The organism is Marinilabilia salmonicolor, assembly GCF_003003035.1.
GTDB classification, from domain to species: Bacteria; Bacteroidota; Bacteroidia; order Bacteroidales; family Marinilabiliaceae; genus Marinilabilia; species Marinilabilia salmonicolor_A.
Map to the genome: position 1 here is coordinate 193,366 of NZ_PVTS01000007.1, position 24,708 is coordinate 218,073.

Sequence of the window (24,708 nt, forward strand, 5' to 3'; positions counted from 1 at the left end):
TGGCAATAATGATTATGCAAAAAAGAATATTTGATATGAAGATGAGTGCCTGCCTTTTCAGGGCAGGCATTCTTCTGTTTTTTCTTCTCCTTCCGATAAATTCGGTTTTTATGCAGGGTTATGAAAATCATCCATATCAGGAACAACAGAAAGCAATGGTTCGAAACCAAATCGTTGCAAGAGGGATTAAATCCAAAGCGGTAATTGATGCCATGGGAAAAGTTCCCCGGCATATGTTTGTTCCTTACAACACCCGAACCTTTGCTTACAATGATCAGCCTCTCCCCATCGGGCATAATCAAACCATTTCTCAACCTTACATCGTTGCATATATGACAGAAGCCCTGGGAGCCAAAGCAGGTGACAAAGTTCTGGAAATTGGCACAGGCTCGGGATACCAGGCTGCAATATTGGCTGAAATGGGTATTGAGGTTTTTACCATAGAAATTATTCCTGATCTGGCAGAAACAGCCCGGAGAAACCTGAAGAGAACCGGATACAATAAGGTCAACACCCGACTGGGCGACGGCTATGCCGGATGGCCCGAGGAAGCCCCCTTTGATGCAATCATCATTACTGCAGCACCTGAAGCCATTCCTCAGGCACTGGTAGAACAGTTAAAAACAGGAGGAACCATGATTTTGCCGGTGGGTCCCAGGGAAAGTACCCAATCGTTGAAGAAAGTGGTAAAAAGATCAAAAGGAATCAGGCAAACCACCCTTTTACCGGTTCGTTTTGTGCCTATGATCCGATCTTACAATTAGGATATGAATTGGGAAAAAGAATTGAACATTCTGCTGGAAGAACGAAAAATATCGCAGGTTGTTGACTATTTGTTCAGTTCACCAGAGGAGATACCGCAACTTATCGGATTAACAAAGCACAGAAAGAAAAAAACTGCATGGCGTGCTGCATGGGTAATTGACCATTTGAATATGCAGAAACCCGGTGTTGTTGCTCCTTTTTACCCGGAAATAATTCAAATTCTTAAATCAACATCCTTTGACGGGGTTCGCCGATCTTTACTAAAAGTCATGCTGGGTGCCCCGGTCGAAAAGAGAGATGACGGTGAATTACTGGATCTATGTTTCAGGTGGATTGTCTCACCTGATATCCCAATTGCTGTCAGAGTATATTCCATGCAATATGTTCACGATTTACTTCCCGAATATCCGGAACTAAAAAATGAATTCAGACACAGTCTCCTGTTAGCACTTGATGACCAAAGTAAAGGAGTAAAAGCCAGGGCAGGAAGGATATTGTCCAGTTTGCCTTAGTTTCTGTCCATAAAGTACCACTTGCGTCGTTACGCTTGCCGCCCAAATACTCATTTACGATTAGGAAATTCCGTTTTTGGGGGCTTCGCAAACTTAGAAATTGGGGATTTCTGACCAGAAACAGCTCTATAAAATAAGAAAAATTTCTCAAGTTCGCTGTCTCTGTTCAGAAGGTTCCGCTAATGGCGTAACGCAGTAAACGGGACTTTATGGACAGATATTAAATATAATACCGGGGAGGTTTAAACAGGCTGAAAGCACGAAAAATCCTCCCCTTCTCATTATTGTTTAAAGACTTTAGGCCTTTTAAAAACGCATCATTGACGGTTATTTTAGTTTCTGCTCAAATTTCTCCCTGAACTTTTTAAGCTTCGGATTAATAACCACCTGACAATAAGGCTGATTAGGATTGTTCTCAAAATAATTCTGATGATAGTTTTCGGCGACAAAGAAGTCACCGGCCGGACTTATTTCCGTAACCACAGGTTTGTTATATACTTCCTGACGCTTCAACTCCTCAATAACCTCTTCAGCTTCTTGTCTTTGTTGTTCGGAATTATAAAATATTACCGACCGGTATTGTGTCCCCACATCGGCCCCCTGTCTGTTCAATGTTGTCGGGTCATGCACAGAAAAAAATACGGAAAGTATCTCTTTGTAGGTAATTCTGGCTGAATCAAAAAAGACCCGGATCACTTCGGCGTGACCGGTAAGTCCGGAACAAACCTCCCGATAAGTGGGATTTGCAATCTTTCCGCCGCTATATCCCGATTCCACTTTAGTAACTCCTTGTAGTTCTTCAAAAACAGCTTCAATGCACCAGAAGCATCCGCCGCCTAAAATCGCAGTCTCTTCTTTACTATTTGCTTGTATCATAATACTTGTCTGGATTATCAATGTTAATAAAAATAATTTCTTCATTCGTTTTCAATTTTGGATTATCACAAACCTGATGATTAAACCGTACCTCATTACTTCGTGTCTGTCCATAAAGTACCATTTACTGCGTTTCGCCATCAGCGGAAATTGCTCATTTACTCAAGTAAACTCCGCATTTCCGCTGATGGCAAGCCTTGTAAACGGAACCCTCTGAACAGACACAGCGAACTTGAGAAACTTTACTTAGTTTATAGACAGACTCTACTTAGTCTCTGTCCATAAACTAAGCGTTTTTCAAGTGTTTGAACTATAAAGTTCAAATTCAAGGCGTGTGAAAAATATAAACCGCAGAATACTACTGTATTTGAGGATTTAGATTTTGAGCAACAACGCAGAAGTTGGACTTTATAGACAAACATTACTTAAACTAAAAAAGATAGCACTTGGTTCAAAGTAATAAACCAGATCAAAACCTCTATCTTTGCAAAAAAAAGTTTGCAAAACAAGTTCCACATAACAAATTGGTTGCCTACAACGGCAAAAGAGGTAAAAGAACACGGATGGGATGAACTGGATGTTATCCTTTTTTCAGGCGATGCCTATGTTGACCATCCCTCATTTGGAGCTGCAGTAATCGGTCGCGTACTTTATGACCTGGGACTCAGGGTAGCCATCGTTCCACAGCCCAACTGGCGTGATGATCTCAGGGATTTCAAAAAACTGGGGATTCCACGGTTATTTTTCGGTGTTACCGCCGGAAATATGGATTCCATGGTTAATCACTACACCGCCGGCAAGCGTTTGCGATCGAATGATGCATATACACCCGGCGGCAAATCAGGGTTTCGCCCGGATTATGCTACTGTTGTATATACCAGGATTCTTAAAGAGCTCTTTCCGGATGTTCCGGTAATTGTTGGAGGCATAGAAGCCTCTTTGAGACGATTCACCCACTATGATTATTGGAAAAACGAACTAAAACCTAACATTCTCAGCTGGAGTGGCGCAGACCTGCTGGTTTACGGAATGGGTGAACACCCCTTGAAAGAATTGGTTCGGTTACTGCGGAAAGGAGTTCCTGTGGAAAGCCTGAACACCATTCCTCAAACTGCCATCTTGCAAGATAAAGAGGCTCCTTTACCAAAAAATAAAAACTGGGAAGAGATCGAACTTTTCCCGCATGAAGAATGCCTGGAGGACCAAACAAAATTTGCCCAAAACTTCAGACACATAGAAGAAGAATCCAACAGGATGCATCCGGCACGACTTCATCAGATATGTGGAGATCAAAGAATTGTGGTAAATCCTGCCCTGCCTCCGTTAAAGGAAAAGGAGGTGGACTATTCATTCAGCCTTCCCTACACCAGACTACCACATCCACGCTATCATAACAAAGGTGCCATTCCGGCTTTTGACATGATAAAGGATTCTGTGAATCTTCACCGGGGATGTTTTGGGGGATGTAGCTTTTGTACCATATCAGCCCATCAGGGCAAGTTTATAAGTTCAAGATCGGAAGAGTCAATTCTCCGGGAGATTCAACAAGTTGCAGACAGTGAAGATTTTAAAGGAAGCATTTCTGATTTGGGCGGCCCCAGCGCAAATATGTATAAAATGCAGGGTAAAGGCCTGAGTATTTGCGAAAAATGCAAAAGACCTTCCTGTATCTTCCCATCAGTCTGCAAAAACCTGAATACATCGCACCAACCACTCACCGAAATATACCGAAAAGCAGATCAAATTTCCGGAATCAGAAAAACTTTCATTGGAAGCGGAGTACGTTACGATATGCTGCTCAATGAAAATGCGCCTGAAGAAGAAAGAAAAACGCATCAGGAGTATCTGAAAGAGCTGTTGATAAAACATGTTTCCGGCCGTTTAAAGGTAGCTCCGGAACATACATCCGACAAGGTATTGAAGACTATGCGCAAACCATCATTTGGCCTTTTCAAACGTTTTACGCATAAGTTTCAAAAGATCAATGAGGAAGCCGGCCTTAACCAGCAAATTATTCCATACTTCATTTCCAGTCATCCCGCCTGTGAAGAAAGGGATATGGCACTTCTTGCAGCAGAGACCAAATCGCTGAATTTTAACCTGGAACAAGTTCAGGATTTCACCCCTACTCCAATGACACTGGCCACTGTAATGTATTACACCGGATTGGATCCCTATACCATGAAAAAAGTTTATGTGGCCCGTGACAAGGAAGAAAAAACAGGCCAAAGACAATATTTCTTCTGGTATAAACCACAAATGCGTCAACAACTGGAACGAAAAATCAGAAACTCCGGATGGTTTGATGTTTTGAAAGTACTGTTTCCCGATAAACAACCGGGTAACACCACAACCAGAAAACAAAATTATTCAAAAAAGAAAAGAATTTCCCGCAAGAGGTAAAGCCCTTAAAATAAGTATGTTTTATAGTTGCGCATGGATGTTTGGAGATTGCTTCGGGCGCTGCCCTTCCAATGACGGATTTTTGTAATAAACAAGAAATCAGCAAAATAATAGTTGGCCCCCTTTCGGGGACCCGTTCCCATTTGTTCAGCTTACCCCGGGTCGTTAACCCGGGGTAAGTCAAATTTGCCCCTTCGGGGACGGGCCAGTTCTGTCATTAACGCATTATGCCACAATTATTTGAGGTGATCACTCGCAATGGCGGATTTTCACAACAAGCAGAAAGTCAGGATTGTAATTATTGGCCCCCATTCGGGAACCTGACCCCGCTTGTTCAGTCTTACCCCGGGTTTTCGACCCGGGGTTATTCAAATTTGCCCCTTTCAGGGACCTGCCAGGTCTGTCGTAACCCCCTTTTTCCCTCCGCACTAGTAGTGCGTTCGAGAAATAGTATTTCAAATATTTTGCTTTCATTTTTTCTATCTGCAAGGCCAAATTTTGAAGCATAGCCATAGCTACGTTGAAAAATTTTAACGATGCAGAATGGGAAAAGGGATGTAAAATATGAGATAGTATTTTGTGATCGCACTACTAGTTCAAACACGTGAAAAACGCTTAGTTTATAGACAGACTTGAAGTAGTGTCTGGACAGAAACTAAGTAGATGAATCTCTGACAATGGCATGGGCTTTTTTACTATATTTGTTAAAACAATTATAAAATCCATTTTATTATGAAACGAATTCTACTCCCCATATTCTTAGTTGTATTCACAGGTTGTGCAGAACTGGCTCAAATTGCCAAAGAAATAGATACTAATCGGCCACTTACACAAACTGAGGTAATCAGCGGACTAAAGCAAGCATTGACTATTGGCGCAGATTCCGCTGCATCAGAACTGTCTGCAACCAACGGTTATTATCTGGATCAACTGGTAAAAATCACATTGCCCCCTGAAGCATCAGTTGTGACAGAAAACATTTCCAAACTTCCCGGTGGCGAAAAACTGGTGGAAGATGTAATTCTGCGCATTAACCGTTCTGCGGAAGATGCTGCCAAAGAAGCAGCACCGGTTTTTGCCCGGGCAGTTACCGGCATGACTATCCAGGATGGATTTAACATTCTTAGAGGAGAAAAAGATGCTGCTACTCAATATCTCAAATCCCAGACCTACCGGGAACTATACAATCTGTATCAACCAAAAATAAAAAAGAGTCTGGACAAAGAAATTGTGGGCAACCTCTCCACCAACGAGTCATGGGATACACTTACCGGTCAATGGAACAGAGTAGCTGGTTCAATTGTGGGAAAAATGGCCAATCTTGAAACTGTAGATACTGATTTGGATAAATATCTGACCGAAAAAGCATTGGACGGCCTGTTTTTGAAGCTGGCTTTGGAGGAAGAAAAAATCAGGGAAGACCCAAAGGCCAGGGTAACGGCCCTGCTTAAAAGAGTATTTGGCCAGTAACCTTTAAATAGTGTCTGCCCATAAAGTACCATTTGCGTCGTTACCCTTGCCGCCAAAATACTCATTCACCCAAGTAAACCCCGTTTTTGGCGGCTTCCCAAGCCTAGCAACTGGCACTTTCTGAACAGACACAGCGAACTTGAGAAACTTTACTTAGTTTATAGACGGGCTATATAATCGCCCTTGCCAGGTATTTTGGGCCAGCATTCGTTTGCGTACCATCTCTACGATCTGAAAATTTTTCAGACCCCAGCGGGGGGCCAGCAGCAATTCATAGGGTGCCTGACTGGCCAATCGTTCCACCACAATGGAGGGATTCAAACGTTCAAGAAAATCAATAACTATTTCAATGTATTCATCCGGATCAAGGACTCTGTACTGATCCGGATCTGCTTGATATTTTCGTCCCAAATCAGATCCTTTAACATACTGAAGCTGATGAAGTTTCAGGTAATTCAGTGGGAGCTCAGATAAAATATCCGCATGCGATAACATCACTTCATTGGATTCTCCGGGGAGTCCCATTATTAAATGGCCGCCCACAGGTAATCCCACTTTATTCAGCTTTAGAATGGCCTCGCGGGTCTCCTCAAAGGTATGCCCCCTGTTTACATGCTTCAGGGTTTCTTCGTTAGTCGATTCAATACCCAGTTCCACCACCACATAATAATCCTTCTGCAATTGGGCAAAGTACTCAATCAACTCATCAGGAAGACAATCGGGGCGGGTGCCAACAACCAGTCCGACAATCCCCGGATGGTTTAATGCTTCTTCATACATCTGTTTCAGTTGATCCAAAGGCCCGTAAGTATTGGTATAGGCCTGAAAATAGGCAAGGTACAATTGGTCGGGGTATCTGGCACGGAAAAAGGACATCCCGGTTTCCAGCTGGTTGGCAATACTCATTCCCGGTTCACAATAATCCGGATTAAATGTTTTATTGTTACAGAATGTACATCCACCTGTGCCTCTGCTACCATCCCGGTTGGGGCAGGTAAATCCTACATTCAGAGAAAGTTTCTGAACGCGGTTGTTAAATTTGTTACGCAGAAAGTTACTGTAATCGTTGAAAGGATTATGGTGGCCCCAGGGGTATTTATAAGACATGAAGTGCTTTTTGCAGCAAAGATAAAGAAAAAAATCACCTATTTCTTAAGTACCAATCATCCAACAAATAGGAAATATCAAGAGAATCCAGCCTCTATAGAAAGCATCAATGGCTTATAATCAAGGATTTATTAATACAACTAACCAGTATTTCACGGGAAATTGGCTTACTCACAACATCATTAAGTCCGTTTTCGGCAATTTTCTTATTCTCTTTTTGTTTTGTTTTGTCTGCTAATCCAAGAATCACAACATTCGGATTCATACTTTTGAGTTGTCGTCCTACCCTTTCTCCCTCATTATCACGCATATTCAAATCCAGCAGAATTAAATCAATATTACCATGCTCACGACAGGTTTTAATTGCCTTAACAGCTGTGGGTGCTTTAAAAATACGCATATTGTCTCCGAAGTCACGCAAAATAATTTCACGGATAAAAATATACTCCATTTCATCAACTCCTGCAATGAGCAAATTGTATTGATCTAAATTTGAAGAACTACCGCCAATATATTTTTTTTCGGACGAACCAGATGAAGCATCTTTTCTCAGCCATAGATCAAAATAAAAAACAGAACCTTTTCCGGGGGTGGAATCAACCATTATCCGGCTTCCCATTTTATCGATTATTCTTGAGGCAATAGTCAGACCAAGTCCATTGCCACCGAAAGCTCTTGTTGCTCCACTATCGGTTTGATAAAAAGGCTGAAAAACAAGGCTCTGCATATCAGGAGCAATTCCTACGCCCGTATCTTCAACATAAAACCTGATTTTATCACCACTTTTTAAACAACCAAAATAAATATTTCCCTCTTTTGTGAATTTAACGGCATTAGACAAAAGATTTTCCATTACTTGTCTCAACCGTGCGGAGTCAAGATAAACGGTTGCATTCTCAAATTCAGCCTCAACCATGGGTTTATTCATTTTAACACGGCTTCCGGTATTGTCAGAAAATGATTTAAACAGGGACATCATAAAACCGGGTAACCGAATCGGGCTTTTTTTCAAAACCACATTGTCCGTTTCCATTTTACTGATGTCCATTATATCATCCACAATCCCTAACAACCGGTGGGTTGACTCAATAACAATCTGAAGATATGAATTGCGCTTATCATCAGGGGTATCGGACATCTTTGCCAACTCTGAAAACCCGAGAATTGCATTCATGGGCGTCCTGATTTCGTGGGACATATTTTGCAAAAATGCAGCCTTTAACACTTCACTCTCCCGTGCTTTCTGCCTTATATCAATAAGCTCTTGATAGCACTTCTTTTTCTCTGTAATGTCTTCTTTTAGGGCTATAAAATGAGTGTTTATTCCTTCAGGATCAAATACCGGAACAATAGTTGCTTTTTCAAAAAATAATTCTCCATTACTCCTTTTATTAATAAACTCCCCTCTCCAAACTGCCCCCATTTTAATAGTCTTCCATAACTGTTCATAATCATCAGGTGGAACCAGACCGGATTTTAGTAATCCCGGCTTTTCCCCTATGACTTGGTCAGCAGAATAACCCGAAACTTCTATAAAAGCATCATTCACATACTCAATGGTTCCCTCATTATCTGTAATCATAACAGAAACAGGGCTAAGTTTCAGTGCTTCTGAAAATATGCTGAAATCACCTTCACTTCCATGAGATAGAAAGTTACCTTCAAAAGACTTTTCTTTCTTATTTGGCTGAACTGATTCTTCGGCCCTTAAAGTCGTTATGGTAGTGATGATTATGGAATCATTAAGAATTTTACTTTCAAACTTTAAATTTCTTTGTGAATCAAACAAAGTACTAATCCCAACATTCTGTTTTTGCCATAACTTAGCCAGAATGGAAAAGAAATCAGATTTTTCTGAATTGGATTGATTTTTTTGGAAAGAATCGAATAAATTCGGATACAGTCTCCGAAATTCCTTGTTGGTACCAGTTAAATCAAATTTCAAAACCTGATCATCCCCATCAGTTATAACCTTATGGCACACTGATGCAACCGGTAAATTGTCAAATATTTCCTGATACAAGTTGTCCATAAATCAACACTGATAAGCTCCTTTCAATAATAGTTGTTCATCGAATCATATCTATTCCCAAATCATAGAGGTATTCAAAACATAACGAAATTTTGGAACAATTAGTTACTATAAAAAAGCACAAAATTTACTTATCCAATTCAGTCAACAATCTCAAAATAATCCCCATCTTTCCAGGCAGGAAACTTTTCTCTGAAAGCATTCATTTCATCTCTGTCCAGGTCTGCATAAAGAATATTGGGATTTTCCGAAGATTTCCGGGAGATTATTGCACCTTTGGGTGATAGTACTACAGACCCTCCTTGATAGTCAATGCCGGGAGCCTTTCCGGTTCTGTTTACCCCCAACACATAACATTGATTTTCGATAGCCCGTGCTTTCAACAAGGTGTTCCACACATCCTGCCTTACCGCGGGCCAGTTGGCCACATAAATCAGGATATCATAATCATTTCGGTTACGACTCCAAACCGGGAAGCGAAGGTCGTAACAAACCTGTGGGAGTATCCGCCATTCGCCCAAAGAAAAAATTTTTCTCTCTTTCCCGGCACTATAGTGGTTTTGCTCTTCACTCATTCTAAACAAATGGCGCTTATCATAATACTTCACTTTTACTGCAGGAGATGCAAAATAGAAACGATTGTAAAAGTTGTTCTCTTCCGAAGCGATGGAGCTTCCTGCTAAGGAGAATTGATATTTTTCAGCCATTAACTGCAACCACCGGGGAGTCTCTGTTAACGCAGAAGAGGCTATTTTTTCCGGATTCATGGTAAAGCCTGTTGTAAACATTTCAGGCAAAACAACCAGGGAACAATTATTTTCCAGACGCTCAAAAAGGTTTTCAAACATTTTGAGATTTCTGTCAATATTTTCCCAATATAACTCGGGTTGCAATAAGGCTACTTTCATAAACCTTCGGTTTTATAATATTTCATTCAATCAGTGTGTTCAAAAACAAATCTGTCATATAATCCTCCAACACCTCCCTAGCCTCCTTTGTTTCAAGATCATGATGATTAATAATTATAGAAAAAGCAAATGGTTCTTCGCCTGATGGAAAAAAATATCCTGCATAGCCCAAAACATCCTGCATTGAACCACTTTTACCATAAATTTTTCCCTGTAAAGAAGGATGACGCCACATATATTTTAAAGTTCCGTAATGCCCGTTTCGGGAGAGAGAATTCTTAAATTCGGAAAATAACGGACTCTCCTGATAAAGATGCTCCAACATTCCGACCATAAAAGTGGATGAAAGTTTATTAAGGGGTGAAAGCCCGCTACCATCAGCAATTCCAAGATAAGCATTTGCGGTTTTATCTTTCCAGAACCGGTCAACCTCCGACAACCCTCTATCCCAGACAGAGAGAAGAGAATCATCCTTCATAAGCCCCAATGAGAGCAATAAATGATCCGCAAAAAGATTGATACTTCGCTGGTTGGTTTCTGCAATTATTTCTGACAAAAGAGGAGATTTTATTTCTCCAATCAGTCTGCTCTGTTTCTTCCAACTGTCATGAAGTATGCGCTCTACAGGGATTTTAGTTTCCCTGCGAAAGAGATCCTGTACCTCATTGCCAAAAGTAATACCCGGATGTGGAAGCGCTCCTTTAATGGTAAATGATTTACGTGCAGCAGGCATAGAACCTCTTATTTGCCACTCTTCCTGCCCGGGAACTCCGTAGATGTATGCACTGTCCTTATTATGTGCAGCCGACCGCACAAAGCTTGTGAAAGTAATATTGTTTTGAGGAGGGTTAACCGCAGTTACTTTACAGATCTCTCCCACCCGGGCCGGAGATTGCAGCATCAATTCGAAAGTATTATCCCGCCACGAAAGTCCCGCCGGGGGTGCTCCGTAATAATTCCCCATATCTTCCCACAGTCTCTTTGAAGGGTACCTGAATGGATCAAAACAATTTTCATCAATCAGAATTTTACCTGTGATGCCAGTGATGCCCTCCTTTCTTAAAAATCCTGCCACCTGCTGAATAACAATATCGGGGTGGTTATCTTCAAAATATTTTGAGCCAAGAGTGGGATCACCTGAACCTTCAATAATCAGGTTGCCCTGAAGGATTCCGTTTTCAACAGGTCCCGAAACATAAAAACGTGTGGAATATTGAAAACCTGGCCCCAATTGCTCCAACGCCGTGGCTGTAGTTACCAGTTTCATCAGACTGGCAGAAATCATTGCTTTTTCGCCATTCTGGGAGGTTAGCGTTTCTCCGGTTTTTAAATTTCTGACAACAATGGAATATGAAGAATGCGCCGGAAGCCTGCTCATCAAATCCTGAGATTTCACAGGAGTCGAAACAAGAATCAGCAATAAAATCAATATACCTGCGAAAGGTTTATTCATAAATCCCGTATTGTTTGTCCAGTTTTTTCTTCTCCTGGAGTCTGGCTGAAAGTTCAATATAGTAGTCCTTAGCCATTTTGTGCTCGTAGCTGTTCATACCTAAGCCTCCGGCTTCCTGAAAATGCTCGAGGGCTCTGTAAGCCCAGGATGTGGCCTCCAGAAAATTCCCTTTTATTTCCTGTGACAAAGCCAGATTGTATGCAGCCCGGGCTTTTTGTTTTTTTTTCCCGTTTTCATAAATGTAATACCAAACTTTTCCTGCCTCATCCCAGTCGCCCCTATTCATATGAATTTGGGCCTCATAAAACAGCGGATGACCTTTTTTAAAGAAAAACCGGGTTTCACTTTGCCATGTGGGAGATACATAATCGGAATACTGAAAACCGGCATACAAAGCTGCTTCTTTCAATGCATTTCGTATGGCTGGCAGTTTTTCCACTGCATTCCCTACGGTAAGTCCTGCCCCATCCCAAAAAATTGTATCTCTCTGTAAGTGCACATCAAGAATATCGTTGGAAAGATTATTGTGGATTTTCCAATAAGCAGTAGTTCTTGCATCCAAGGTAGCATAATACTGACCTTCAATGTCAATCACATTAATTACCGTTCCATATTCATAATGTCCAAGTTCAATTACAGCCTGTGCATTGTATTTTGCACAAAGAGAGTCCACAACAATGGGTGAAAGTTGAGCCATCGGCTCTCCTTTCTCTGGAGAATTCAAAGGTTGATTTACTATATAAACCGAATCAAAAAAAGCCTTTGACTGTAAAGATTCAACAAGCGACTGGTTGATCTGCATTCCAAAATCTTCCACAAAAATAGAATCAATGGTATATTCCATTCTAGGGACCTTTATTTTGTGGATTCCTTTGTCTTCAGGTCTAAAAGGATAAGCATTGTCCACCACAACAACAGAGGCAATCTCAACCGGTAAAGCCACGTCGGCGGGTTTAAGCACATCCAGTTCAATGGTTGAATACGAAACACACCCCGGCAATAAAAATACCAAACCGGGTAAGATCCATTTTTTGATTCGGTTCATAGAATAGAAGTATTACAAAGCTCTTTTCAGAATGGCAACCACATCCTCAGCATCCAATCGTCTGAAAGAGCCGATTTTACCAAATATACAAGCTTTTTTACCCATTTCGTCGAAATGATCACCGGGAATTTGTGCCTCTGAAAGAGTTGCAGGCATTCCCAAAGAATTGAAAAATGCCCGGACAGCATTGATTCCTTTTTCTGCGGCTTTCCGATCATCCGGCTCTTCCACTTTCCACACATTTCGTGCCATTTGAGCAAATTTGGGTGCTGTTTCTTCATTTAGCACATATTGCATCCACACCGGATGAATAATGGCCAGTCCGGCACCGTGTGTAAGATCATAAATGGCGCTGACCTCATGCTCAATGCCATGCGTAGCCCAATCGCCCGTTTTCTTACCGGTAAGGGTAAGTCCGTTTAATGCCAGACTACCGGCCCACAGCAAATTGGCACGTGCCTCATAGTTTTCGGGCTCTTCAAGAGCAATAGGCCCGTATTTGATACAAGTTTTCAAGATAGATTCGGCAATCGTATCCTGAACAAATGTACCCTCTCCCGGAGCAAAATAGTTCTCAAAAATATGACTCATAATATCCACCGTCCCTGCAGCTGTGTGGTACTGATTCACCGAAAAAGTATAGGTGGGATCCAAAACTGAGAATTTAGGAACCAAAAGCGGACTTCCCATGCCTCTTTTTTCCTGTGTCTCTTCATTGGTAATCACGGCATTTCCGTTCATTTCTGAACCAGTGGCGGCAAGTGTTAAAACGGTTCCCAAAGGAAGGGGATTTTCCACCCGGGCCTTTTGCATGGGGAAATCCCAGGCATCACCCTCATAATTAACCGCTGCCGCAATGGCTTTCGATGCATCAATGACACTTCCGCCTCCAATGGCCAGAATAAAATCAATATTATTCTCGCGACATAGTTTCACACCATCTCTTACTGATGTGACACGGGGATTTGGCTGAATACCAGGCAACTCAACAAAAAACAGATCATTCTCCTTTAGCTGTTTCACTACCTGATCATACAAACCGATTCGTTTCACAGATCCCCCTCCATAGGTCAGCAATACCCTGGAACCATGTGCCTTGATCTCTTTAGCTGTATCAGCAACTTTGTCTTTCCCAAACAATATTTTCGTTGGGACATGATAATTGAAATTTTGCATATCTATTCGTTTAGTGTACGTAATTTAAACAATAAAAGGCACCTTCAGTTTGAAAGTACCTTTTAATATTTTTAATCGAGGAAATGAATCATGTATTCATTCCACCACAAACATTAATTACCTGGCCGGACACATAAGAAGATAGGTCCGATCCCAAATAAACACATGTATTGGCTACATCTTCGGGAGTTCCGCCACGTTTCAACGGAATTTGGTTTTCCCAGGCCTTCCGAACATCATCTGGCAGAGCACCGGTCATCTCAGTAATGATAAATCCGGGTGCAATTGCGTTACTGCGAATTCCGCGTGATCCCAGCTCCTTTGCAATGGATTTGGTAAACCCAATCAAGCCGGCTTTCGATGCACTGTAATTGGACTGTCCTGCATTCCCTGATACACCCACAACCGAACTCATATTGATGATGGATCCGGAACGTTGCTTAAGCATTGTTTTCTGAACAGCTTTGGTAAAGTTAAAAGCAGACTTCAGATTCACGGTAATTACTGCATCCCACTGATCTTCGGTCATTCTCATCAGCAGCGTATCCTTGGTGATTCCGGCATTGTTGACCAGGATATCAACCTGACCAAATTCTTTTACAATTTCATCAACAACCTGCTGAGTTTCCTCAAATTTTGCAGCATTAGAAGCATATCCTTTGGCTTTAACACCCATTGCTTCAATCTCTTTCTCAGTAGCCTGAGCAGCTTCGTTGTATTCCAAATCGGTAAACGCAACATTGCATCCTTCGGCAGCAAATCGAAGAGCGATAGCCTTACCTATTCCCCGGGCTGCGCCGGTCACAATTGCGGTTTTTCCTTCTAGTAATTTCATTTCAAAATCTGGTTTAAGTTTCTGATTCTAACTCTACAAAAACAAACTTTAATTTTATTTCGAACTGTAAAGATGTTAAAACTTTTGTAATTAGCGGAGTATTTAAAACTATTTTAACAGCTTAGAACCACCATTAACGCTGTAAATCAGCTGTTTTTGTTATCGTCCTCAAGAGTAATTCTGGCTTTGGGCAGATATTGCGGATATTCCCGTTGCAAAAAGGCAATTAGTTCCTCTCTTAGCCGGACCCGCAAATCCCAGGCTCGGGGAGAATTGGAGGCGCTTACCAGGGCTCTCAGTTCCATGGTCTTTTCGGTACAATTGGTTACCTGCAAAACATTGACATTACCATCCCACTCCGGAATTTCCGGCAAAATGCGTTTCATCTCCTCGCGCATTGCTTCAACCGGAAAGCCATAGTCCACATAAATAAATACTGTGCCCATAATCTCAGCTGAATGCCTGGTCCAGTTCTGAAACGGTTTCTCTATAAAATAGTTGATGGGTACCACCAAACGTCGCTTATCCCATATTCGGATAACAACATAAGTCAGGGTAATTTCTTCTATCCATCCCCACTCCCCTTCTACTATTACCGCATCCTCAAGCCTGATGGGTTGTGTAATGGCAATCTGGAAACCTGCCAATAACAGGGATAAACTCTTTTGAGCTGCAAAACCAAGAATCAATCCGGCAATACCGGCGGAAGCCAATAAGCTGAGACCGATTTCCCGGATTTTCTCAAAACTAAGCAATGCCACCGCCAGGGAAATAAAAACAATCAGAAAAATCATAATTCGCTCAAAAACCCGCATCTGGGTGTGCATTTTCCGGGCCTTAAGATTGTTTTCATTTTCCATATCATACCCTGCCAGCACAAAATGTTTAATGCTCTTGATGATAGCAATGCCCAGCCAGGTAATAATAAACACCAACAATAGAAAAACCAGCTGATTGGTTTCCATATTCCAGTAATTCTGAAAATAGTGATTCAAAACACTGACAGCAATACTTACCAATAACAGCTTTAAGGGTGTCTTAACCAGATTAAACACATTGTCAATGCCGGTCTTCAATTGACGTCGCATGATACGTCTAAGAGTTCGGGTAACCCATACGCCTACCACCCAGGCAGCGACCAGCACTATAACGGAAACCAAAATGGGAATCCACAAGGATTCTGGTTCTCTGTTATTTGAAAATATCTCTACCATATATCAACTGAAATTACAATCGTTGTTCAAGAGCAAGAAGAACCTCAGAAGCTTTACCTACAAGGTGAATATCGGTCAATGGGCCTGTGAAATTACTGGGTTTGGGATTGATTTCAATGATGGTAGCACCATTTCGTTTAGCTTCCCAGGGCACCATTGCCGCGGGCATTACCTCCCCAAGACTTCCAATAATCAAACACACTTCGGAATTACGAGCGGCTTCAAGACTTCCCGCATATGCTTCAGTCGGAATTGACTCGCCAAAAAAGGTAAAATCCGGTTTGACAAGTCCGCTGCATTTTGGGCAGGTAACCGGTAATTTTTGAAAATTTACATCCTGTGAGGGAAAATAATGACCGCACTGAGTACATACCATCCGCTGGGAATTACCATGAAATTCATATACCACCGAACTGCCTCCGGCCTGATGCAGGTTATCGATATTCTGGGTAATGACACATTTCAACAACCCTTGCTGCTCCATTCTTCCCAGCACTTTATGCGCATCATTGGGTTGGGCAACGCCAAAATAATCATAAAAGATCTCTCTGATTACGCTCCACGATTCCTTTGGATTCTCATGAAAATAGTCCAGATCCAGCACCTGAGAATCATATTTCGCCCAGATTCCATTCTCTCCCCTGAAAGGTGGAATGCCACTTTCTACAGATATGCCTGCACCCGTAAAGGCAATGGTGTATTTAGAATTGCGTAAAGCATTTACAGCTTTCTCCAATTGCTGTTCTCTCATAGGTTTTATTTCAAGGCGTTCTTCATGGTAACTCCCAGATCGGCCGGGGATTCCACCACATGAATGCCACACTCCTCCATTACCTTCATCTTGGCAGCTGCGGTATCATCCTTTCCTCCGATAATGGCCCCTGCATGTCCCATGCGGCGTCCTTTGGGGGCTGTCTGTCCGGCAATAAAACCAACGACGGGTTTTGTTCCATGATCTTTGATCCATCGTGCGGCCTCCGTTTCCATGCTTCCACCTATTTCACCTATGATCACAATGCCTTCAGTATTGTCATCCTCCATGAGCAATTTTACCGCATCCAAAGTTGAAGTCCCGATAACCGGATCACCCCCAATACCGATACAAGTGCTTTGCCCCAGACCAAGCTTGGTAAGCTGATCCACCGCCTCATAGGTCAACGTTCCCGAACGGCTGATAACTCCAATACCCCCCTCTTTATGGATAAAGCCGGGCATAATTCCAACTTTAGCTTTTCCCGGACTAATGATTCCGGGACAGTTGGGCCCGATTAACCGGCTGTTTCTGGATGAAAGATAATCCTTTACTTTGATCATATCAGAAGTGGGAATTCCTTCACTGATGGCAACAATCAGTTTGATTCCGGCATCGGCAGCCTCCATTATGGCATCAGCAGCAAAGGCAGGTGGAACAAAAATCACCGAGGTATCGGCTCCGGTTTCTGCAACGGCATCTGACACTGTATTAAAAACAGGCAGTCCAAGATGGGTTGTCCCTGCTTTGCCTGGGGTAACACCTCCCACAACATTGGTTCCATAATCTATCATTTGTTCAGCATGAAAAGTTCCCTCTTTTCCTGTAAAACCCTGAACAATCACCCTGGATTGCTGATCAATTAATACGCTCATAAATAAAACAAATTCTAATGGTTAGCAAAAAAATGAAATTTCGTAGATAATCGTCAAAAATAAAATTAAAACAATTTCATAATATCTATTTAACATCCAATGGGGCCAAAGAGTTTATTTTTGATGTCAAACCATTAAACTCAAAACACTTATGAACTGGCAATCAATGACAATCCGCCACAAGCTATTTTTAGGTTTCGGACTTATACTTTTAGTCACGGTTCTGTTTGGAGCACTACTGCTTTCAGGACTTTTCTCCATCAACACCTCCTCCCGATCGCTTTACAACGAAAAGATACCGGCACTCAGTCATACTTACCAATTACAAAATCATTGGCAACAAGCGATCTTCAATCTTCGAAGCTTTTCCAACTCTAAGGAGGATAAATATTACATTCTGGCCAATCATCATCTTTCTCAAGCCGAAAAAACACTCTCCCGGCTACAGGAGGCATCCGATAATCTCCAAAGCAATAAGTGGCAGCACATCGAAAAAGAACTTTCCGGTTTCAGAAAACAAAGTGCAAAAGCTTATGTAGCGGCTGGAAAAGTAGAAAAATCTTATGCCCAACTGGATTCAGCACAAATTAAGCTTCAGAAGCTATCTGATAATTATTTGCATTTGCAATACAACAAGCTGAAAAAGGATGTGGACAAAAAATCGGCGGACTACATCATTAAGCGCCGTGTGGATAAGATCAATCTAATGAATGAGATAGTAAGTGCTGCGGAAAACCTTAAAATAACCATCGGAGAAACCAATTATAGAAATGACCCCACTCTGTTGAACGATCTGTCCGGTGCCTTTGATATCATCAGCAACAATGTACAAACCATTTTGCCTATGACAACCAAACAATACGACTTGGATGCACTAAACGAAATTCTGATCCAAAATGAGATCTGCAAAGAATCACTCTCCACACTTAAGGATAACTGGCAGATTTACAGTCAACTTAATAACCATGATTTTCTCGAAAGAGGGCTGTCACTTACCATGGAGATGGCTAACAAACAAGAAGACACCCTCAAACGCAGTGCGCAGTTAAATCTCGAACACGCATCCAATGCTACCCATGTATGGTGGTGGAGCATTTCTCTGGCACTCCTGATTGGCATTCTTTTAGCCTGGCGCATCAGTCGCTCACTATCCGATCCGTTGCTTGAACTTACGCATCTGTCCGAATTACAATCAGATGGAATTCTGGTATCCATCCCGGAATCGGAGCGCAATGATGAAATCGGAAAACTTACCAGATCCATGAAGGCACACCAGGATCAGGCCACCAGAATGGTGCAGGCATTAACCAACATCGGGAAATCTCTCAACGACCTGACACAACGCCTGAAGAGCAGATCAAATGAGTTAAATGAAACCACAACGTCGCAAGCTTCCTCGGCTGAAGAAATATCTGCCTCGGTGGAAGAGATGCTGTCACTGACAGAAAACAGCAGTACGGAAGCCGGCACAGCAGCGTCTGAACTGGAAAAGGCAAGAAAAGATATGGACACTTATATCTCACAAAACCGGCAGGCCATCGATATTATGCAATCTCTTATTTCCAGGTCATCCTCCATCTCTGAATTGGCGTCACAGACCTACATTTTATCATTGAATGCCTCTATTGAAGCTAAACGAGGTGATGGAACTAATAACGGTTTTGCCGCCATTGCCAATGCGATGCGGGAACTTGCAGCAAAAGTCAAAGAGGTGGCAGGGCAACTTAATTCCATCAGTGAGCAGGGACAATCATCTTCGGATGAAGCCATTAAAAACCTGGATAACATCAATACGATTATTTCTCACAACCAGAAAATAATGTATAATATGGCATCCACCTCTTTACAACAGAATACAGAAACATCTCATATTGCTGCAGCTATACAGCAACTTAATCTGCAAACCCAAAATACCGCCCAAATGGTTGAATTTCTGACTTCTGAAGCAGACCACATTGAAAGTCACACCAATGAGTTACAGGATATTCTATCTTTTTACAAAAAGGACAATGAGGAAGCATCGAATCTGCCACAGATCAATCAGTGGGAATGGGCAGAGCTGCTGGCTAATGACGAAAACGACCAACCGGAAGAAGTCAGAGTAACGGTACTAAACTGAGAAATACTACCGAACCAACTCAACGATTGTTTCCACCCATTCATCATTCAAATTGAGACAGGGAATGGCCGTAAAAGACTCCCCTCCTGCTTCCAGAAATGTTTCCCGGCCTTCTATCTTTATCTCTTCCAGTGTTTCGAGACAATCGCTCACAAAAGCCGGCGTAATAACCAACAACTTCGTTATGCCTTGCGTTGGAAAAACTTCCAACACATCCGCTGTGGCGGGCCCCAGCCATCTATCACTGCCCAAACGGGATTGAAAGGACACACTGTATTTTTCTGAAGGTATTTGAAGATACTCTGCAACAAGACGGGTTGTCTCAAAAACCTGATGACGGTAACATTTCTGATGAGCGGGTGATTCCTTCTGACAGCAGTCGTCACTCTTCAGACAATGGTTACCAGTGATATCTCCTTTCAGAATATGCCGCTCGGGAACCCCATGATAACTAAAAAGCAAATGGTCGTAATCCGCTTCGACGTGAGGCTTGATGGTTTCAGCCAGTGCTTTCACATATCCCGGATAGTTGTAGTAGGGAGCAATCACTTTTAGTTGAAATTTCCAAGGCCCTTTTTCCCAGGAATTTTTTACATGTTCCACGGCTGTTTCATAGCTACTCATGGCATAATGAGGATATAACGGGAATAAGACCACTTCTTCCACATCCGGATGTTCTTCAGCGATCTGAGAGAGAGCAGCTTCAGGAGTCGGATTGCCATAACGCATACACATATATGTGGGCATACCTGAGTGCTCCTGAACTTTACGGGTCAGTTTTTCCGTCAGTACAATCAACGGGGATCCTTCATCAGTCCAGATACTTTTGTACTTTGCCCCGCTTTTGGGTGCTCTGAATGGGGCTATAATTCCATTAACCAACAACCATCGGGGGACTTTGGGAATATCGATAACCCGTTCATCCATCAGGAATTCTCTTAAATATTTTCGTACATCGGAGGTTTGAGTGGAATCCGGGGATCCCAGATTGGCTAAAAGAATGACTTTTTTTGACATAGAACTAACTGAATAAATCACTTACCACAGGAAAGAACAAACTTGTTTTACTCCGGTAATCGTGATAGATATTTAACTTACGAAAATAGCATATTTAGGAAGAAACAATCATTTTTAAGATAGGTTCTCACAAATAAAAAATCCTCACTTTTCAATGAACACACTCAAATAATAAGAAAAATGCGTACTTTTAATAATTGAATTCAATCTAAATTTCTAATTAAAAACCGTAAACGAATGAAACGAGTCCCGAATAATCGGGACGAGTTCCATTAAACCTTTACAATTAAATTTTACAGTAATGAAACACATGATTTATTTGGTGGCAATCACCATGATGATTTCAATGTGGTCATGTTCAGATGGCCCTGCCCACAAAGAAGGTGAAGTCTATCACGGCTTCAGACTAATCGAGAATCGATTTGTCGAAGAAGTCAATGCCAATTGTCTTTATTTCGAACACGAGAAAAGCGGTGCGCGATTGATGAAAATTGCAGCTGATGATGCCAACAAGGTATTTGCTGTTTCTTTTAAGACATTGCCTCAGAACGACTATGGAACACCTCATATCATTGAGCATTCCGTTCTCAATGGCTCTGAGAATTTTCCGGCCAAAAGTCCTTTTGACATTCTCCGGAAAGGATCATTGAATACTTTTTTGAATGCCATGACCTGGCCGGATTACACGGCTTACCCCATCGCCAGTATGAACAACAAGGATTATTTCAATCTGATGCATGTCTATATGGATGCGGTATTCAATCCGTTACTGCATTCCGATCCACGCATCCTCAAACAGGAAGGCTGGCACTACGAACTTGACGACATGGATGGAGAAATCACCTATAAAGGGGTCGTTTACAATGAAATGAAAGGAGCTTTTTCTGATCCCGAACGTCAGATGGGTTATCACACCTATAAAGTTTTGTTTCCCGATAATACGTATGGTGTTTCCTCTGGAGGACATCCCGAAGCCATTCCCGAGTTGACTTATGATTATTTTAAAAACTTTCATAAAACCTATTATCATCCTTCCAACAGTTTTATTTTTCTTTACGGAGATGCCGATCTGGACAAGGAACTGGAGTTCCTGAACAGTGAATATCTCTCCAATTACGAAAAGCAGGAGGAAAAACTGGAAATTCCCCTCCAGGAGCCTTTTAGTGAAAAGAAAACACTGGAGGAGTCTTACAGTGTTCCTGAAGGAAGTGACACGCGCGACAAAACATTTCTGGGATACTATTATGTAGCAGGACTCACTACAGACCAAGACCTTACAATGGCGCTTGACATTATCTCTGAGGCACTGGTAAACCACGAATCAGCTCCACTGCGTCTTGCGCTTCAGGAAGCCGGCATCGGGAAAGACATTTATGCTTATGTGGATGACAGCAAGCAGAATATCTTCCAGTTCATTGTTCAGAATGCGAATCCCGAGGATGGGGAAAAATTTCAGGAGGTGGTATCTGAAACACTCCGGAAAGTTGCGCAGGAAGGTTTTGAAGAAGAGATGATTGAAGGAATCGTCAACCGGATGGAGTTCAGACTCAGAGAGGGCGATAGTCCCTACAAAGGATTGATTTACCTTTTCTCATTGAAAAACAGTTTTCTTTTCGCTGATGATATCTACGACGGTATTGAGTTCGAAAAACCGCTGGCCGCAGTAAAAGAAGGCATCAAAAATGGTATGCTTCAGCAAATTGTACAAGACTATTTCATCGACAATCCACATGCCCTGATGATGGTATTCAAGCCTGAGCCCGGATTGGAAAAGGAGATGTCAGAACAGACAAAAGCAAAGCTCGCTGAGTATAAAGCAAGCCTTTCTGAAGAAGAGCTGCAAAAACTTGTTGAGGAAACCAAAGCGCTGAAAGAGTATCAGCAGGCTGAAGATTCCCCCGAAGCAGTAGCGTCTATCCCCATGTTGTCACGATCAGACATCAGCACAGATGTTCAGTGGTATGAAGTGGCTGAAAAAAGCATAGGTGACATCCCTGTGTTGCATTATGAGGACTTCACCAACGATATTGTCTATGCCAATTTCTTTTTCGATTTACGACCACTTCCACAGGAACTCATCCCCTATGCAAACCTGCTGAGTCAGTTGCTGGGAAAAATGAATACTGAAAACTACAGCTTTGGTGAGCTCGATAATGCACTGAACATTCATACCGGGGGCTTTTATACTTATCTGAATTCTTATTTGGAAAATGATTCAGATGATAAACTTATTCCAAAACTCCGAATCACTGCAAAAGCTACGGTGGACAAAACAGATAAGCTCTTTGAATTATTGGATGAGATTCTCAATCACACAAAAATAGATGATACAGAACGTTTAAAAGAGCTACTGATTCGTCATCAATCACAGGTGGAATCTCAAGCCAAAAATTACGGTGTGGGCGTAGCAATGAACCGGCTTACCTCCTATTTTAAGAATGCAGGTATGTTCAATGAAATGATTAATGGTCTGACATATTATGATTTTGTCACAGATTTGACGGAGAATTTTGATTCCAGGAATGAAGAAATCATTGCCAATCTGCAAAAAGTGGCCTCATTGCTCATCAAAAAGCAAAATCTTATTGCCGGTATCACTTGTTCGGGAGAAAATTTCACTACCTACCAGGAAGCTTTCAATAATTTTGTTCCTGAACTGGCGGAAGGTGAAGTATCTCTGAACCAATGGAAATTCAACCTTGAACCTAAAAATGAGGGACTCATGTCTTCTTCATTGGTGCAGTATGTGACCAAAGGCTATGACTACAAAAAGCTGGGATATGAATGGGACGGAAAAATGGAAGTTCTTAACCAGATTCTTTCCACGGATTACCTTCAAACCCAAATTCGAGTAATGGGTGGTGCTTATGGCGGATGGGCACAAGTTTCGCCTACAGGAACATTGATGTTCGCTTCCTACCGGGATCCCAACCTCACTGAAACACTTGACAATTATGATGCAGGTGCAGAATACCTGCAGAATTTTGACGCCGACAGTACAGAAATGACCCGATACATCATTGGTACCATTTCCAACATCGATTATCCTTCAACTGCGTCTCAAAGAGGCACCATTGCCATGAGCAATTATTTTAAGAAAGAGACCAAAGAAAAGATGCAGAAGGAGCGCAACGCCATACTAAACACGACTGCCGAAGATATTTCCGGTTACGCGCAGTTAATTTCAGATGTAATGAGTCAGGACATTTATTGTGTATATGGTAACGATCAAAAGATCAATGCGCATGAAGAGTTGTTCGAGTCTGTACGTCAGGTTGTACAGTAAGTGCATAGGGCTCCGGGTCTTTTGAAAAAACAGAAAACCCACATTGCAGGGAGATTAAAATCCTGCAATGTGGGTTGTTTTTTTCCGGCTTTATTCTCTTTGATTTCAATATATTTGCCCAAAAGGGATTTCATCCTTTAAACCCTGATCCCATTTATGGTTTTGGAAGGTTAAAGTTCCACACTTACATGAAGCTTCCCTCCTAATCCTTTTTCAATAATTTTTCGCAAAGTTGAAATTCTTATATCACTAGAAGCCCTCTCTATTTTTGAGATGTATGTTCTTTTTACATTCAGTTTATCTGCCAGTTCTTGTTGCGTTAAATTGGCCTTTTTGCGAGATTCTTTTATCAACTCTGCAACCATAAAAGCCTCTGCTTTTTGTTTGAATTCTTCACGACGCGGTGTACCTTCTTCGCCGTACTTTTGGTCAAAGAGTTCATTTATTGTTTTGGGATTCTTTGTTGTCATAATACATCCTTCTTAATTTTTTTGCCTGAGCAATTTCTTTTCTTGGTGTTTTTTGTGTTTTCTTTTGAAAACCATGCAATAGAATCACCAATTTATTGTCATCAAAAAAAGAAAAAATGCGGTAGATATTGCTTCCTGCCTCAATTCTGATTTCATAAATGCCATCATCAAGGTGTTAAAAAAACTTTGTAGAGATTCGTTCTACTGATATTACAATTTGCAACACATAATCAACTTTTTCTTTTGCAGAAAGTGAGTTGTAAAAATGCCAAAAGTAGTCTTCATAGGGTTCAAGGGTTCTCATAATTCACCTGTAAATGTAACTAATTAGTTTCTATTTTAATATTCTCATGGATAATATTTTAAAACTAACACACCACAAGACACCGCAAAA

Annotated in this window: 20 protein-coding genes; 6 read left to right on the forward strand and 14 right to left on the reverse strand. The window is 41.7% G+C overall.

The window, feature by feature from the left end; genetic code table 11:
* The first annotated feature begins 14 nt into the window (after window positions 1-14).
* Window positions 15-764, forward strand: coding sequence for a protein-L-isoaspartate(D-aspartate) O-methyltransferase (locus tag BY457_RS09320; RefSeq protein ID WP_106153099.1), 750 nt, complete (start codon window positions 15-17; stop codon window positions 762-764).
* Window positions 765-767: 3 nt separating this feature from the next.
* Window positions 768-1,277, forward strand: coding sequence for a hypothetical protein (locus tag BY457_RS09325; RefSeq protein WP_106153055.1), 510 nt, complete (start codon window positions 768-770; stop codon window positions 1,275-1,277).
* A 327-nt stretch (window positions 1,278-1,604) separates the two neighbouring features.
* On the opposite strand, the gene msrA is transcribed toward BY457_RS09325, so the two are convergent.
* Window positions 1,605-2,198 (reverse strand): peptide-methionine (S)-S-oxide reductase MsrA, encoded by a 594-nt coding sequence (gene msrA / locus BY457_RS09330; protein ID WP_106153056.1) that lies wholly within the window; start codon window positions 2,196-2,198, stop codon window positions 1,605-1,607.
* 483 nt (window positions 2,199-2,681) lie between these two features.
* Between msrA and BY457_RS09335 the strand changes: the two genes are divergently transcribed.
* Window positions 2,682-4,556 carry a YgiQ family radical SAM protein gene (locus BY457_RS09335; protein WP_258176681.1) on the forward strand — a complete coding sequence of 625 codons (1,875 nt, stop codon included), beginning with the start codon at window positions 2,682-2,684 and terminating at the stop codon, window positions 4,554-4,556.
* A gap of 732 nt (window positions 4,557-5,288) precedes the next feature.
* On the forward strand, window positions 5,289-6,026 hold the full coding sequence (locus BY457_RS09345) for a DUF4197 domain-containing protein (RefSeq protein WP_106153059.1): 738 nt from the start codon (window positions 5,289-5,291) through the stop codon (window positions 6,024-6,026).
* 153 nt (window positions 6,027-6,179) lie between these two features.
* Here BY457_RS09345 and BY457_RS09350 read toward each other — a convergent pair whose 3' ends face one another.
* The 10 genes from BY457_RS09350 to sucD form a co-directional block, all read right to left on the reverse strand.
* Complete coding sequence (locus BY457_RS09350) at window positions 6,180-7,133, reverse strand: TIGR01212 family radical SAM protein (protein ID WP_106153060.1); 954 nt, start codon at window positions 7,131-7,133, stop codon at window positions 6,180-6,182.
* Window positions 7,134-7,239: 106 nt separating this feature from the next.
* Window positions 7,240-9,165, reverse strand: a complete 1,926-nt coding sequence (locus BY457_RS09355) for a hybrid sensor histidine kinase/response regulator (protein WP_106153061.1) — start codon at window positions 9,163-9,165, stop codon at window positions 7,240-7,242.
* Between the two features lie 140 nt (window positions 9,166-9,305).
* Entirely contained in the window at window positions 9,306-10,073 is a 768-nt protein-coding gene (locus tag BY457_RS09360) for an amidohydrolase (protein ID WP_106153062.1), read from the reverse strand.
* Window positions 10,074-10,095: 22 nt separating this feature from the next.
* Window positions 10,096-11,526, reverse strand: a complete 1,431-nt coding sequence (gene dacB, locus BY457_RS09365) for a D-alanyl-D-alanine carboxypeptidase/D-alanyl-D-alanine endopeptidase (protein WP_106153063.1) — start codon at window positions 11,524-11,526, stop codon at window positions 10,096-10,098.
* Window positions 11,519-12,571, reverse strand: coding sequence for a DUF6340 family protein (locus BY457_RS09370; protein WP_106153064.1), 1,053 nt, complete (start codon window positions 12,569-12,571; stop codon window positions 11,519-11,521). Before BY457_RS09370 ends, dacB begins: the two co-directional genes overlap by 8 nt.
* A 12-nt stretch (window positions 12,572-12,583) precedes the next feature.
* Complete coding sequence (locus BY457_RS09375) at window positions 12,584-13,747, reverse strand: iron-containing alcohol dehydrogenase (RefSeq protein WP_106153065.1); 1,164 nt, start codon at window positions 13,745-13,747, stop codon at window positions 12,584-12,586.
* Between the two features lie 88 nt (window positions 13,748-13,835).
* Window positions 13,836-14,582: a 3-oxoacyl-[acyl-carrier-protein] reductase gene (gene fabG / locus BY457_RS09380; protein WP_106153066.1), complete on the reverse strand. Its 747-nt coding sequence runs from the start codon at window positions 14,580-14,582 to the stop codon at window positions 13,836-13,838.
* A 146-nt stretch (window positions 14,583-14,728) separates the two neighbouring features.
* Window positions 14,729-15,796, reverse strand: coding sequence for a mechanosensitive ion channel family protein (locus BY457_RS09385; RefSeq protein ID WP_106153067.1), 1,068 nt, complete (start codon window positions 15,794-15,796; stop codon window positions 14,729-14,731).
* 13 nt (window positions 15,797-15,809) lie between these two features.
* Window positions 15,810-16,547: an SIR2 family NAD-dependent protein deacylase gene (locus tag BY457_RS09390; protein ID WP_106153068.1), complete on the reverse strand. Its 738-nt coding sequence runs from the start codon at window positions 16,545-16,547 to the stop codon at window positions 15,810-15,812.
* 5 nt (window positions 16,548-16,552) lie between these two features.
* On the reverse strand, window positions 16,553-17,422 hold the full coding sequence (gene sucD, locus BY457_RS09395; protein WP_106153069.1) for a succinate--CoA ligase subunit alpha: 870 nt from the start codon (window positions 17,420-17,422) through the stop codon (window positions 16,553-16,555).
* Between the two features lie 151 nt (window positions 17,423-17,573).
* Here sucD and BY457_RS09400 point away from each other — a divergent pair, with 151 nt between their 5' ends.
* A complete protein-coding gene (locus BY457_RS09400; protein ID WP_106153070.1) occupies window positions 17,574-19,541 on the forward strand; it encodes a methyl-accepting chemotaxis protein in 1,968 nt (655 codons plus the stop codon).
* A gap of 6 nt (window positions 19,542-19,547) precedes the next feature.
* Here BY457_RS09400 and hemH read toward each other — a convergent pair whose 3' ends face one another.
* A complete protein-coding gene (gene hemH / locus BY457_RS09405; protein WP_106153100.1) occupies window positions 19,548-20,558 on the reverse strand; it encodes a ferrochelatase in 1,011 nt (336 codons plus the stop codon).
* A 301-nt stretch (window positions 20,559-20,859) separates the two neighbouring features.
* Here hemH and BY457_RS09410 point away from each other — a divergent pair, with 301 nt between their 5' ends.
* On the forward strand, window positions 20,860-23,844 hold the full coding sequence (locus tag BY457_RS09410) for an insulinase family protein (RefSeq protein ID WP_106153071.1): 2,985 nt from the start codon (window positions 20,860-20,862) through the stop codon (window positions 23,842-23,844).
* A gap of 170 nt (window positions 23,845-24,014) precedes the next feature.
* Here BY457_RS09410 and BY457_RS09415 read toward each other — a convergent pair whose 3' ends face one another.
* Both BY457_RS09415 and BY457_RS19355 read right to left on the reverse strand, forming a co-directional pair.
* Window positions 24,015-24,314: a helix-turn-helix domain-containing protein gene (locus BY457_RS09415; protein WP_106153072.1), complete on the reverse strand. Its 300-nt coding sequence runs from the start codon at window positions 24,312-24,314 to the stop codon at window positions 24,015-24,017.
* Window positions 24,283-24,474: a type II toxin-antitoxin system RelE/ParE family toxin gene (locus tag BY457_RS19355; RefSeq protein ID WP_219885152.1), complete on the reverse strand. Its 192-nt coding sequence runs from the start codon at window positions 24,472-24,474 to the stop codon at window positions 24,283-24,285. The genes BY457_RS09415 and BY457_RS19355 overlap by 32 nt, the downstream gene beginning before the upstream one ends.
* Window positions 24,475-24,708 lie beyond the last annotated feature (234 nt).

Coding starts and splice junctions, on each gene's coding strand:
- BY457_RS09320 (WP_106153099.1), top strand. CDS start 15: ATGCAAAAAAGAATATTTGATATGAAGATGAGTGCCTGCCTTTTCAGG.
- BY457_RS09325 (WP_106153055.1), top strand. CDS start 768: ATGAATTGGGAAAAAGAATTGAACATTCTGCTGGAAGAACGAAAAATA.
- msrA (WP_106153056.1), bottom strand. CDS start 2,198: ATGAAGAAATTATTTTTATTAACATTGATAATCCAGACAAGTATTATG.
- BY457_RS09345 (WP_106153059.1), top strand. CDS start 5,289: ATGAAACGAATTCTACTCCCCATATTCTTAGTTGTATTCACAGGTTGT.
- BY457_RS09350 (WP_106153060.1), bottom strand. CDS start 7,133: ATGTCTTATAAATACCCCTGGGGCCACCATAATCCTTTCAACGATTAC.
- BY457_RS09355 (WP_106153061.1), bottom strand. CDS start 9,165: ATGGACAACTTGTATCAGGAAATATTTGACAATTTACCGGTTGCATCA.
- BY457_RS09360 (WP_106153062.1), bottom strand. CDS start 10,073: ATGAAAGTAGCCTTATTGCAACCCGAGTTATATTGGGAAAATATTGAC.
- dacB (WP_106153063.1), bottom strand. CDS start 11,526: ATGAATAAACCTTTCGCAGGTATATTGATTTTATTGCTGATTCTTGTT.
- BY457_RS09370 (WP_106153064.1), bottom strand. CDS start 12,571: ATGAACCGAATCAAAAAATGGATCTTACCCGGTTTGGTATTTTTATTG.
- BY457_RS09375 (WP_106153065.1), bottom strand. CDS start 13,747: ATGCAAAATTTCAATTATCATGTCCCAACGAAAATATTGTTTGGGAAA.
- fabG (WP_106153066.1), bottom strand. CDS start 14,582: ATGAAATTACTAGAAGGAAAAACCGCAATTGTGACCGGCGCAGCCCGG.
- BY457_RS09385 (WP_106153067.1), bottom strand. CDS start 15,796: ATGGTAGAGATATTTTCAAATAACAGAGAACCAGAATCCTTGTGGATT.
- BY457_RS09390 (WP_106153068.1), bottom strand. CDS start 16,547: ATGAGAGAACAGCAATTGGAGAAAGCTGTAAATGCTTTACGCAATTCT.
- sucD (WP_106153069.1), bottom strand. CDS start 17,422: ATGAGCGTATTAATTGATCAGCAATCCAGGGTGATTGTTCAGGGTTTT.
- BY457_RS09400 (WP_106153070.1), top strand. CDS start 17,574: ATGAACTGGCAATCAATGACAATCCGCCACAAGCTATTTTTAGGTTTC.
- hemH (WP_106153100.1), bottom strand. CDS start 20,558: ATGTCAAAAAAAGTCATTCTTTTAGCCAATCTGGGATCCCCGGATTCC.
- BY457_RS09410 (WP_106153071.1), top strand. CDS start 20,860: ATGAAACACATGATTTATTTGGTGGCAATCACCATGATGATTTCAATG.
- BY457_RS09415 (WP_106153072.1), bottom strand. CDS start 24,314: ATGACAACAAAGAATCCCAAAACAATAAATGAACTCTTTGACCAAAAG.